The following is a 13,285-nucleotide window of genomic DNA, read 5'->3' as shown; positions in this document are numbered from 1 at the left end:
CGACTGCCGTGGTTTCCCCCATGAGCGACTGCATCAAGACAAGGTGTTACGGCAACAGCCAATACTTAGTTATTGTCGTCATCACTTCCCCGGGAACGTCGGTCGGCTCCAGAGGGGTCCATTCCGCAATCTCCGCATAGCCTAGTGAATAAAGCATTTGCATACTATAAATTACTGCTTCACGAGACCCTTTCAAGGTGTGCTGAGCAGGTTGTTTCTTGAAGTTTTGGCGAAATTTTCGTGACATGGATAAAAAAGTGAACTCATTGTGTTTATACAATGATTATTGTAATGATTATAAATAACGTTGTCAAGGGTTTTTAGAATTTTTTTTTTTGGGGATTTTAGGATTAATAAAAAATCAGCAATATTCTGAAATATACGCTATAAAAACGATAATTTTAAACTAGTACAACGTTGTTAATAACTATGAGTTATACAGCGAGCATTTTGGTGGTGCGTTACGGGGCGGACTATCTCAACCCTGGCTACGAAATTAAAAATAAGCGAGCATTTTGGTGGTGCGTTACGGGACGGGCTATCTCAACCCTGGCTACGAAATTAAAAATAAGCGAGCATTTTGGTGGTGCGTTACGGGACGGGCTATCTCAACCCTGGCTACGAAGTTAAAAATAAGCGAGCATTTTGGTGGTGCGTTACGGGACGGGCTATCTCAACCCTGGCTACGAAGTTAAAAATAAGGGCGAGCATTTTGGTGGTGCGTTACGGGACGGGCTATCTCAACCCTGGCTACGAAGTTAAAAATAAGGGCGAGCATTTTGGTGGTGCGTTACGGGACGGGCTATCTCAACCCTGGCTACGAAGTTAAAAATAAGGGCGAGCATTTTGGTGGTGCGTTACGGGACGGGCTATCTCAACCCTGGCTACGAAGTTAAAAATAAGCGAGCATTTTGGTGGTGCGTTACGGGACGGGCTATCTCAACCCTGGCTACGAAGTTAAAAATAAGGGCGAGCCCGTCCCTAACGCACCCTACGAGCTAATGGATTTTTGAGCTTGTGTTTTTGTTTTGTTATATAGGCTTTATAAATGAGACGTAAACCTAGGATGTCTTTTTTTAGTGGACAATAAAACTCCGGATATCTTTCCCCTCTTGCCTGCCCCCCTTACTAAGGGGGGTTAGGGGGGATTCCTCTTGCCTTTTGCCTCTTGGCCTTTGGAAATATGTTCACAACTCAAATATAAACGCCTTTAGCTGTGTAGTTTTCAGCAATTAATATTACCAAAGCAAGTTATCCATTTCTCTGATATTTTTCATAAAGTTGGTAGCAAGCATCCAGTCATGGCTACCCTATTCGTAGTATGGTCTTAATTAAATAAGCGTCTACTCAATCAATATTATGATGGCTGAAATTGTGGGGCTTTTTAACAAACCCATTAACGTTAGAGTAGTAACTGGTTGTGTCTTGAGTTTAGCGCTGGTGGCAACTCCGGCAGTTGTAGCTAGAGCTGAGTATAAGCCTCCTGAGGATCAAAAAACTCCCGATAAAGAGACCAGAACGAATTCGGGAACGACTAGGGGGTGTGATGGAGGAGATATACCGTTAACGGTTCTTGCCTCTCAAAATTATGTTGGGCGAACCACTTCTACCCATCCAACATTTGCTTGGTTTGTGCCTGACTCCAAATCCTTAGAGCTGAAATTCACGATCTACAGCCGTGGCTCAGATGGTAACTTCACAGAAGTCCATAGCATGTCATTGCAGAGTTCACCAGGGATTATGACCCTATCCCCCTTTCCAGAAGGTGAACCAGGGCTCTTAGTGGGCAAAGACTATGTCTGGCAAGTTGTAATCCTTTGTGATCCTAGTGCCCCATCAAGTGCTTTAGTAGACAGAGCACAAATAGAGGTTGTGGAGATGCCGCCAGATTTGCAAGACAAACTTGACAATGCAGTCGATAGCGCCGAAAAAGCAGATCTCTATGCAGAGGCTGGTTTCTGGTACAACGCACTAGATGAAGCCCTCAAACTGGCTGAAGAGTCGAAACTTGGAGTTGTGGCATCTGCTCTGTTGGAAGACCTGGCCAAGTGGGAAAAACCAAAACCATCACAAGAATTGACCGAAGAGGAGCGGGAATCGATTGAAAAACGGATGGGGTACTTGATAGAGATTGCTAACGTTGCCCGATAATCCAGTGAACCCCGCTCTACAGCCAATTACCAATGATGATGAATGGTGCCCAATGGGCGGGGTGCCTTTTTGGAATCATATCCTTTTGAGCTTCTTTGAGAGCTTCTGCTTTGCTCATTCCCGATTGGAGGTTATGGTAGAACTGAGTGACTAACTCTGAAGTATCGTTATCTGGAATATACCAAAGGGAAGCTAGGGCGCTTCTGACACCAGCTTGTACAATGATACCAGCTAGACCTAGAGTTGTACGGTCGTCTCCTGTAGCAGTTTGACAAGCGGTAAGCACAAGCAACTCTACTGGTTTAGATCCACGACTTAAGCGGCGGATGTCTTTCTCTAGCTCAGTGATTGTGAGCTTTTCATTATTACCTGTGACTAAAAAAGTGTCCTCTGGAATTGTGCCGAACTTACCGTGAGTGGCAATGTGAAGAATTGGGTAAACTGTTTGTTGGAGTTCTTGCTGCAAGCTCTTGCGGGTAAATTGATCATCCAACAGGGTTTTGCTTGCTGGGAATTGAGCTTTGACGTTTTCGATTTCCTTACGGACGTTTTCCAGTTTACTGAAACTTTCACCATCAATGACCGCTGGTTGAGTTAATCCCAAAGCCAGTGCTGCTAGTTCTTGACGGTTCAAGGCTTGGGGATTGGTTAGGGTAAGACTGGGAGTTGTGGCAATGGCATATTTTTCTACCAAAAATTCCTTACCATCATAGAGTGCCGCCATGGGAATGCTACGCAAGATGCCGTCCTGAATAAACACGAGTGTTTTTATCTGCGCTGACTCTAAATCAGAGGCAAATGGAGCAATCAGCCAGTTATACAGGTTCTTTGCTGGTGTTAAGAAAGCTTTAGTGATGTCATAAGATTCCTGTATTTTTGTCCGGAAGTCGTTGACTTCTTTGATTAGCCTTTGACTATCGACCTGTGACAACTTAAACTTTTTTAACCTCTTATCGCCGTTTGGTAGACTAACCATAATAGCAGCTTTCTCTTCCAGAATCATAAAGCTAAAGACGGCTGTGTCTTTTGTGACAAGCTCATCAATTTGTTTCTGGTTGAAGAGTGTTAAAAGACAATCATTCCCGAAGTAATTTTGTAGCTCTGCTAGTTTCAGGGAATCAACGGTTTTTAGGGCAGAATTCAGCTCTGTCTGGTACTGCTCAGAGTCAGAGGATAATGAATCGGCACGCTTGAGTGTTAGCTGAGCAAACTCGCGGTACAGAGGCTCAATGGTATCCCGAAAGTCGAATTGTAAGTTTCGCTGAGCAATCAGAATGTCGGTTCGGATACCCTGTTCACCTTTACCCTGTTCACCTTTACCCTGTTCACCTTCAAAACCTTCTAAGGTAGCGATCGCTTCTTTATAAGCATTGACCGCCTCATCTTCCTTGCCTTGGTCTTGGAAAATTTGACCCAGCTGCCACTGCCACAAATACAAGCTATCTTTTGCGGATAGATTTTGGTCAGCCATCCACCATGCCTTTTGAGTGAAGTCTAGGGCGTTTTGATAGTCTTGGCGGCAGTAATAGAGATGACCCAATTCACCCCATGCAAAAGACTCAGAACGGTAGTCCTTAATGCGTTGAGCAATGGAGACAGCTTGATTGAGGAGTGTTTCAGTCTCTGCTTCTAGCTGACGTTTGCCACAGGAATTGTGTTGGGACGTGTCAGTAACCACAGTCATCGGTTGCTCCAGTTTAGCTAAATCGATGGCTGCGTAGACTTTGTCCTGAGAATCCGGTAGTTCGTTGAACAATTCCTGAGCGTCTTGAATCCATTGGTTTCGCGCCTCTATTGATATTGATTCTTGAGGGCGGTAGGACAGTCGAATCAAATTGCGCAATGCTCGCATTTGAGCAGGTTGGTGATTTTGAGTGCGAGCTAGTTTGAGACTTTGCTGAAAATATTCCCCAGCTTGATTGTAATTATTGTTGGCATTTTTTCTAAATTCCTTGGTTGTTTCTTTCGCTCCCCGCTGTTTGGCAGAGCTAGCCCAGCGCTCCCAACGCTGAGCTTTGCTCAAGTAAGCATTTCCTAGGTCGTTAAGAAATGAACTGCGATAGGGACTATCGGCGAGAATCTTGGCTGTGTAATTTTTGCCCAATTTATCTATTGTACAGTCTTTTGTGCGTTGGGGGCTGATATCAAACTCAACTTTTTCAGCAATGCCTAAACCAGTCTGTAAACATTCAATCCCTTGGTCATAATCCCCTCTGAGAAGATAGGCATTTCCCATACTTCCCAAAGCAGCAGCCTCTCCCTTCCAATCCTGATGAGCCCGAGCAACTTTCAAGGCACTGTCTTGGACACAACTGGGTTTGTTTTTAGAATTTTCATCGGCATCAGGGGCTCCACATAGCAGCGCCAGAGCTTTTCTCGGTTGTCCAAAGCTACTGTAGGCTTGAGCCAATTCCGTTTTCATTCGCCCCATTTGTTGCCAGTTCCTTAGCTGTTGATAGTCAAGGATGGCTTGCTCCCAATTACTGATTGCCTCCTGGATGTCACCAATCTTTTGATTGGCTCTGGCCAGATTTTCCCGGACAATTGCGCTATTGGTATAGTTGTTGGTCTCTTGGTAGAGCGTCAAGGCATTTTGCCAGGGCTCTATGGCAGCTTTATAATCTCCGGCTTGGTAGTACTCAACTCCTTGTTGCACGAGTTGACTGGGGTTGTCAGCCTGGGTGGTTGCCATATTTCCCGGTTCAGCTGGTTGAGCGATTGAGGGAAGATGACCTAGCCCTATACAAACGGTAAGGCTAAACAGGAATAGTATTCCTAAAAAGCGATCGCTCCTGGATTTAGGTTTTCTGGACATTAATAGGATTCTCCAGTGCTAAGTATCTGGGCACAAATCTTATATCAAGTTTGGTTGAATACCCTTAATTTAGTAGAGGGTGGGAGGTGTGGGGAGATGGGGAGATAGGGAGATAGGGAGATTTTCATTAACGGTAATTATCCTGACATGATATTACAGTAATTTGTCCTAGAGCTGCATCAGCTGTATTTGAGATGTAAACCTGTATGGTTTTTTTTGATTGGAGAATAAAACTGAGGATCTCTTGCCCCTCTTGCCTTTTGCCTTTTTCCTTTTGCCTTTTCATGCAATACCTGTGTTCAAAACCCAGATACAGACGCTATACCTGCTGACAATAATAATTGCACAATTGCGCAATTACCCTTGCTTATATTGGCAATCAAGTTTGTAGGATTGACATCTACCCCGGCTAAAGCACGGGGGATTCTCAAAGGTTGTTACGTCGCAGGGTAAACCCGTGCGACTTCACCTTTTATTCGATAGGATCTGGACAAGTGAGTGAACAAATCATATCTATGTGGGACTGTCAAAATCCCTCTAGCCACCTTGGTCAAATTAATTGACTGTGTGGTTACTTTCCTGATGATATTTGCCGCACCATTACAATCAGCATTTATCAGGTTTCCGTCTAACGTCTTATAAAGACCACGCCTAACTCGTTTTCCTGATGGTTTCCAGCCTTCGGGTTTTGCACCGTGTTTCGGCAAGAAATCATCATCTAAGAAAGACGCTTTGCTTGTATAAGATTCTTCAGTAATTATTAAATTGATTCCGTGTTCTGGACAAAGTTGTTTTAATCTTTCAACTAATCTTCCAGTAGGGATTGCGACAAACTTTTGGTTTCCACTTTTTCCCATATTAGAGCGTTTTTTTTGCCCTTCATTCCAGCCGATTACAAGGTTTCCAATGCCATCATTTAGACAACGATTAATGAGGAATCGAGCAGCCTTGTTGATGGCATCTCTCATTTGATTATTGCGCTTCCTCTGAATCCGATCAAGATTTGAATCCCAATAAAATTCAGACTTTCCTTGTTTATACTTAGCTACTAGACGACAATATCCTTGGTTTATTGACTTTAATTTTCGACCGTCAATGATAAAACTTTTTCCTAAGGTTGAGACGCAGGTTAACCAATTATCTCCACCATGATCTATTCCAATCGCTTGAGAGTAATCCAGTGTAGGATTATCTTCTATCGGTTGTTTCCCGTCATCGATCACCCAATCAATCCATAGTTGACCATAGCAGGGACGAACTGTGACTTCTCTCACCCATTCTGGATCTATGAAACTAGGAGGTTCTAATGATATTTGAGTTAATAATTCTGGTTTACTCTCTCTACTGACAGAAGGATAAAACAAACCATCTTTATATGTGAGAGCTTGCCTGGGAAATGTAACAGCAGCAAGACCTCCGGATTTTCTGTACCTAGGTAACTTAGGTCTATCTACTTCTCCTAAATAATAAAGATCAACTAATTTGTTGTAACTACTTAATGATTCCCCTACTGTTTTCAAGGTTTGTTGGGCAGATTGAGCACACATAGCCTTATAATGTGGTGACATCTTTAAGGCTTTATCCAATTCAGGATATTTCGTAATACATTTTCGGGTTCGCCATCCACACCTGAATTCGTCTCCATTCCAGTAGGTATTATAAGCTTCTTGTTCCTCTAGTGATTTATAGTGTTTTTGTCTAACATAATATAACGCACTATTAGTTAGGCTATTTGATTGCTCACATTGAAATTCCCAGAAGATTCTTTCTTCATCTGAAAATATAGCCTTCATGGGAATTGTCTTATACATTGATAGTCTCGAACTTCCTTGCTACCATAATTCTAGTATACTCGAATGTTCTAAAAAAGTCAACCATGAATCAGAGAAAAACTCAAAAAAGAATGAAAGGAATTCCAGTTCACTATGATGAGCTAAAAAAGACACATGGAATCATGCTGACGGACACCGCGTGGAAATGGTTACAACTTTCAGCTAAAGACTCCGGAACTAGCGTTGGGGAATTCATTGAACGCTGGGTTAGAAGCCAAATAGAGGACACGACTGGATGAATCCAGCCGTCTGTTTCATCCCCCGGCTAAAGCACGGGGGTTCTCACATTTCAGGAAGTTTTGATAGTTAGCTGATAGGTTAACCGAATACCTTATAATTCCTTCTGAGGTAGCAAAAAAGTAAAGTAAGCATTCAGCTTTCAGCTATCAGCTTTAAGCATTCAGCTTTCAGCTATCAGCTTTAAGCATTCAGCTTTCAGCTATCAGCTTTAAGCATTCAGCTTTCAGCTATCAGCTTTAAGCATTCAGCTTTAAGCATTCAGCTTTCAGCATTCAGCTTTCAGCTATCACTGACGGCTGACTACTGACCACTGACCACTGACCGCTGACCGCTGACTACTGACCGCTGACCGCTGAATGCTTACAGCAAGGAGAATAATTCCATGGTTAATCAATCTTCGGGTCGTTGCTGTGGCTTATTGAAAGTAGCCAGTTGCTTAACGCTCGGTGTGTTTTTTCCCTTTGATAAACATCAAGCCTTGGCTGAGGTTACACCAGATACGACTTTAGGGGCTGAAAGTTCTCGGGTCACGCCTGATGCTCAGGTTAGGGGAGGGCTAGCGGATTTGATAGAAGGTGGAGCAGAACGAGGGGCAAATCTGTTTCACAGTTTTACTGATTTTAATGTTGAGGAGTTACAACGGGTTTATTTTGTTAATCCAGCAGGGATTGAAAATATTATTTCACGGGTGACTGGCACTAATCCCTCAAGTATTTTGGGCACCTTGGGAGTCGATGGTGCTGCTAATCTATTTTTACTGAATCCCCATGGGATTATCTTTGGAGCCAATGCTCAACTGGATATTCAGGGTTCGTTTGTGGCGAGTACAGCGAATTCGATCACCTTTGGGGATGGGTCATCCTTTAGTGCCAATCCGGACAATTCCTCGTTGTTAACGGTGAGTGTGCCTTTGGGATTGCAATATGGGACGAATCAAGCTGGTGCGATCGCTAATGCTGGGAATTTGGCAGTTGGTTCGGGACAAACGCTCAGCTTATCCGGTGGTACGGTAACTAGCACTGGCTCCCTGACAGCAGCTGGTGGCCGGGTTGAGGTTCTCGGAAATCAGGTTAGCTTGTTGGATAATGCCCGAATTGATGTCTCCTCTGACACCGGTGGCGGTACAGTATTGATTGGGGGAGACTTTCAGGGTAATGGCACCGTTCCCAATGCAGTACATACCTTTGTTGGCTCCGATGTAACGATTAATGCCGATGCCTTGACCAATGGGGATGGGGGCAAGGTGATTGTTTGGGCGGATCAGACAGCAACCGTTCACGGAACCCTTACAGCAAGGGGAGGAACTGTTTCCGGTGATGGGGGATTTATTGAAACCTCTGGCAAACAGTTTCTTAATCTCACCAGTACTCCCGATGCTAGTGCTCCTAATGGCAGTGGTGGCACTTGGTTAATCGATCCCACTGATATCACACTCGCCAAGGGTGGCGGTGCTATTGGTACGAATACAGTTAATGTTGCTAATATTAATGATGCCCTGAATAGAGGTACCAACGTCACAATTTCAACAAGTATCGGTGGCACTGATCAAGGTAACATTACTCAGAATAATGATGCACTAATTTGCAAGACAGAAGGTGGAGACGCAACTCTTACCTTGCAGGCAGAAAACGATATTGTTCTCAACGCTGATATTACTTCCAATAGCGGTCAGTTGAATATAGAGCTGTTGGCTGATAGTGACAATAGCGGAGCAGGCGCTATCATTATTACTACTTTAGATGGCACGATTGATATTGATACTAATGGCGGTGATTTTAGTAGTTTGGGCAGGGGAACGACGAATTCCAACGGGTGGGGACACCATCTTAACAATGCTAACATCAACGCTGGAGGTGGCAATCTTAAATTAGAGGGGACGGGAATAGCTGATGGCACTGGCAATGGCATCGGCATTAGCAATAGCCAATTAAAAACCACCGGGCTAGGGACGATTACTCTAATTGGCAATGGTGGAATCGGAGGGGATGATAGTATTGGGGTTGATGTTACCAACAACACGATCATTAGTTCAGAAAATGGGGATATTAGACTAACAGGTACTGGAAACGGCACTGGAAGCGGCAATACAGGTATTGTCATTAACTCTGGTGGTGTAATTAAATCAACGGGTACTGGAGCCATCACTTTGGAGGGTACAAGTGCTGCTGGAACTTCTGGAAATCAAGGCATACGAATTGATGGTAATGGTTCCAGAGTGAGTGGAAAAGATGGAAACATTACCCTAGAAGGCATTATTACCGGCATTGGCAATAACAGTGAGGGGATTTTCTTTGGTGATGGAGGTGCAATTGAAGCTACTGGCACTGGAAACATCACCCTCACTGCTGATGAAATTACTATTGCTAGTAATGTGGCTAAAATTACAGGCACCAGCCGCCTTCAGCTACAGCCCCTTGACCCTACTTTGGGCATCACTATCGGTGGCACTACTACTGATGCCCGCTTAAATTTAGACAGCAGCGAACTCAACACATTACAAAAGGGGTTTGCCCAGATTCTGATTGGGCGAGACAACAGCAGCGGTGCGATCGCTATTTTGCCTGCTACCTTCAACAGTCCTACTACGATTCAAACTCCAGTTACAGGCGGGACGATTACAACAACTGGAGCGATTAACACTAACAATAACCCCCTGACCTTCATTGCCGGTAGCGACGTTACCTTTAACAATGACATCAATACAGGTAGTGGTAATCTTAGTGTTTTAGGGAGTACCATTACCCAAACTAGCGGCAGTCTGTTTGTGAATGGGGATGCCTTATTCACTAGCACTCTAGCCAATGCAGGTAATGTCAGTGTTACCAACACTAAACCTACCACTGTTGGTTACTCCATTATTGGGGGCAACTTCACTCTCAACTCTGGTCTACCAATTACTCAAGTTCCCGGCGAACCCTTGCAAGTCGCTGGAGAGATCTCAGTCAATGGGGGAGGTAGCCAAACCCTAATTAACACTATCGGTGACTTTTCTCAAGAGACTCTCCTACCCAATGGGGATTTGATTATTACTCAGGTGGGAACAGTTAACCTAGAGGCCAACACCGTCACAGGTAACCTGACAGTAAATAGCCTACCAGCAGCCGTTGTCAGTTTTAACCAGGTTCTTAACCCTGCCATAACTCTTAATCAAGACAATTCCTTTGGCGGTACCCTCCGGTTTAACACCACCACCGATGCCATCTTTTTGAAAGGTACCCCCGGCATTATTCAAACTGGACCTCAAACTGTCAGTGGTACCGCTACTTTCAACGCCAACACTGGCAATATTAGTCTCAATGAACCAGCTAATCAGTTTGGTAATCTTGCCTTCACCGGTAATGATGTCTCTATCCGTGAGAGTGACGGGACAAATCTGATCACTTCCTCTGCCACTGGTAACTTGAACTTAACCTCTGGAGGCATGATTACTCAAGATATAGGAGCATCATTAACTGTTGTAGGAGATACCAGCCTCACCACTACCCTCCCCAACGCTGGCAATGTCACAATTACTAACAGTAATGCCAGCATCATCGGTAACTCCCTGATTGGTGGTGATTTTACGATTAACTCTACTGGACCAATTTTCCAAGCTCCTGGGGAAATCTTACAAGTAGCAGGGAACACTGATCCAAACGCTCCTAGTGAAAATATAGACCCTACTGGCAACAATAATATTTTGCCTCGAAGAACCTTGCCCAATGGGGATGTGATTATCACTGACGTGGGACTGATCACCCTAAATGCCGAAACTATCTCTGGCAATCTAACGGTGAACAGCTTAGATAAAAGACTGACTTTCAACAACAATGAAGCCTTTAACGAAAGTACAGCGATTGAATTAGCTCAATCTGGAAACTCCTTTGGCGGCGTATTGAGAATAAATACTGAGGCACCCCCAACTCGCCTCGATACAGGTACTCCCGAAATTATCCAAAATGGTTCTCTAAATGTTAGCGGTACTGCTAGCTTCAATGCTAAGAATGGCAATATTACTCTCAACAACTCAGAGAATCAGTTTGGGAATCTTAAATTTGAAGGGAGTAACATCTCAATCAACGAAAGTGACTCTACCAACTTACTCAACTCAACTTATGCTGGTAATGTAACAATTACTTCTGGTGGTGCGATCGCACAAAGCGGTAGCCTTAGTGATATAGACCCTTCCAATCAAGAAAGAAGCTTGATACTCAAGGCCATCGGAGACATTAATACTCAGGATATTTCTAATCCCAGTGGCTCGATTACCCTCAACAGCACCAATGGTAGTATCGATACTACGGCAGGTATTCTCAAGACATCTTCCTCTGGCAGTGGCGGAGCGATAACCCTGTCTGCTGACGGTGACCTTAACCTTGGTTCTCTTGATTCTCGTGGTCGCGATGTTGCAGGGGGTGATATTACGTTAAATAGCAACGGTGCAATCATAGCAAAAAATCAGCGCATTATTAGCGAAACTCGTGGCTCTGTTAAGGCTGGTGACATTAATATCAAGGCTCAATCCGTTTCCTTTACTGGGACGAGAGTATCGACGATAACTCGTGGAGATGGCTTGGGAGGAGATCTCAACATTAATGCCTCTGATTCCATCAATATAACCAATGGTAGTAAATTGCTTGTCCAGACATATGGGACTGGCAATGCTGGCAACGCAACCATTAATACTCAGCAATTGGTTGTACAAAATGACCGACCTGAATTGAATAGGTATACTGGAATAGGGACAGAAACACGTAGCAGTGGCAAAGCAGGGAACTTAACCATCAATGCTTCCGAGTCTGTTATACTAAGGGGCAATCAATCAATAGTATTTAATCCTGACCCTCTAGACCCAAACTCAATTCGCCAGGCAGCTCAAACTGCTACAGGTTTGACAACAGCAACTTTTGGGACTGGTGATGGTGGTACTTTAAGCCTTACTACTCGTAGTTTAGTCATTCAGAATGGAGCTGGAATTATCTCAGGACCTGTTTTAAGTGACGAAAATGATGCACAAGGTACCTTGCCTGAGGGAAAAGGCGGAGAGTTACGTATAACTGCTACCGAGTCTATCGAGATTCAAGGTCAGGCAGGCATAGCGACTGCTACTCTCGGACATGGTGATGCAGGAAACTTATTTTTAAATTCTGGCAGAATAACTCTTGAGGAGGGAGCTGTAATTTCGGCAGATACAATTACTGGTCCTGTTGCTACTTCTATTAATGCTTCCGGAAATGCCGGGGATATAGATATTACAACCAACCAACTGAGCGTCCGCAGTGGTTCACGCATTGGCGCAGCAACCGCAAATGCAGGTAAAGGAGGAACTATAACCATCAATGCCTCAGAATTTATAGAAGTAACTGGTGTTTCTAAGGATGGCGAAGTTCCCAGTACTATATCTACAGAAGTACTGAAAGGTTCAACAGGGTCTGCCGGAGACTTGAAAATTACTACTTCCAATTTAACCATCACAGATAGAGGCCAGATATCTGCCCAAAGTCAAGGAGAAGGCGACGCTGGCAACATCGAGATCAATGTCTCAGACAGGTTAACAGCTACTGACGGCAATATCATTACTGCTACCACTCAATCTGCCGGAGGTGCTATCGATATCACAGCCAAAAATATTAGGCTACGGGGTGACAGTGACATCACCACTAGTGTCTTCAGCGGTGCTGACAACGGGGGAAATATCACCATCACCACTGACTCCCTCATTGCCTTTGCTGACAGTGACATCCTAGCCTTTGCCCGTGATGGCCGAGGAGGCAATATTAAGTTCACAACCCCCATCTTCTTCGGCTTTGCCTTCCGTCCAGCACCAAAAGGCACTGACCCAGCTACTTTAGATAATAATAACCGAGTCGATATCAATGCTAGTGGGGCAGTCGATGGGGTTATCACTTTACCCAACCTCGATTTTATCGAAAACAGCCTGACAGAGTTACCGGACAATCTGATTGACACCGACAATCTACTAGCCAATAGCTGCATTGTCCGAACCAGTGAACAAGAGGGACAATTCATCATTACCGGTGGTGGTAACTTACCCACCCGCCCTGGGGATGCTTCAGTTTCACGTTATCCCACTGGAGAGGTACGCACCGTACCGAGTCAGAGTGCCTCTCGTCCTTGGCAAAAGGGTGACCCAATTGTTGAAGCAACGGGGGTTTATCAACTGCCAAATGGACGCCTAGTGATGGGGCGGGAATGTTCTTGAGGCTGGGGGTGAGGAATTTTGGGCAAAAGGTTTGAGTGCGTAGGG

The 13,285-nt window shown here is 44.4% G+C and carries 6 protein-coding genes; 3 read left to right on the top strand and 3 right to left on the bottom strand.

Annotation, left to right across the window (positions count from 1 at the left end; translation table 11 throughout):
- Positions 1-46: 46 nt before the first annotated feature.
- On the bottom strand, positions 47-247 hold the full coding sequence (locus tag F6K51_RS05135) for a hypothetical protein (RefSeq protein WP_075873588.1): 201 nt from the start codon (positions 245-247) through the stop codon (positions 47-49).
- Between the two features lie 182 nt (positions 248-429).
- Here F6K51_RS05135 and F6K51_RS05130 point away from each other — a divergent pair, with 182 nt between their 5' ends.
- Together F6K51_RS05130 and F6K51_RS05125 are read left to right on the top strand one after the other, a co-directional pair.
- Positions 430-630 carry a hypothetical protein gene (locus F6K51_RS05130; RefSeq protein ID WP_293018593.1) on the top strand — a complete coding sequence of 67 codons (201 nt, stop codon included), beginning with the start codon at positions 430-432 and terminating at the stop codon, positions 628-630.
- A gap of 729 nt (positions 631-1,359) precedes the next feature.
- A complete protein-coding gene (locus F6K51_RS05125; RefSeq protein ID WP_293018591.1) occupies positions 1,360-2,151 on the top strand; it encodes a DUF928 domain-containing protein in 792 nt (263 codons plus the stop codon).
- A 16-nt stretch (positions 2,152-2,167) separates the two neighbouring features.
- On the opposite strand, the gene F6K51_RS05120 is transcribed toward F6K51_RS05125, so the two are convergent.
- Both F6K51_RS05120 and F6K51_RS05115 read right to left on the bottom strand, forming a co-directional pair.
- Entirely contained in the window at positions 2,168-4,966 is a 2,799-nt protein-coding gene (locus F6K51_RS05120; protein ID WP_293018590.1) for a CHAT domain-containing protein, read from the bottom strand.
- 437 nt (positions 4,967-5,403) lie between these two features.
- Positions 5,404-6,777 carry a transposase gene (locus tag F6K51_RS05115; protein ID WP_293018589.1) on the bottom strand — a complete coding sequence of 458 codons (1,374 nt, stop codon included), beginning with the start codon at positions 6,775-6,777 and terminating at the stop codon, positions 5,404-5,406.
- 643 nt (positions 6,778-7,420) lie between these two features.
- Here F6K51_RS05115 and F6K51_RS05110 point away from each other — a divergent pair.
- A complete protein-coding gene (locus F6K51_RS05110) occupies positions 7,421-13,240 on the top strand; it encodes a filamentous hemagglutinin N-terminal domain-containing protein (RefSeq protein ID WP_293018588.1) in 5,820 nt (1,939 codons plus the stop codon).
- The last annotated feature ends 45 nt before the right edge of the window (positions 13,241-13,285 follow it).

Origin of the sequence: Moorena sp. SIO3I8 (assembly GCF_010692325.1) — a bacterium.
Classification (GTDB): domain Bacteria; phylum Cyanobacteriota; class Cyanobacteriia; order Cyanobacteriales; family Coleofasciculaceae; genus Moorena.
The sequence above is the reverse complement of the archived record's forward strand: the minus strand, read 5'-3'. Positions and strand labels throughout refer to the sequence as shown.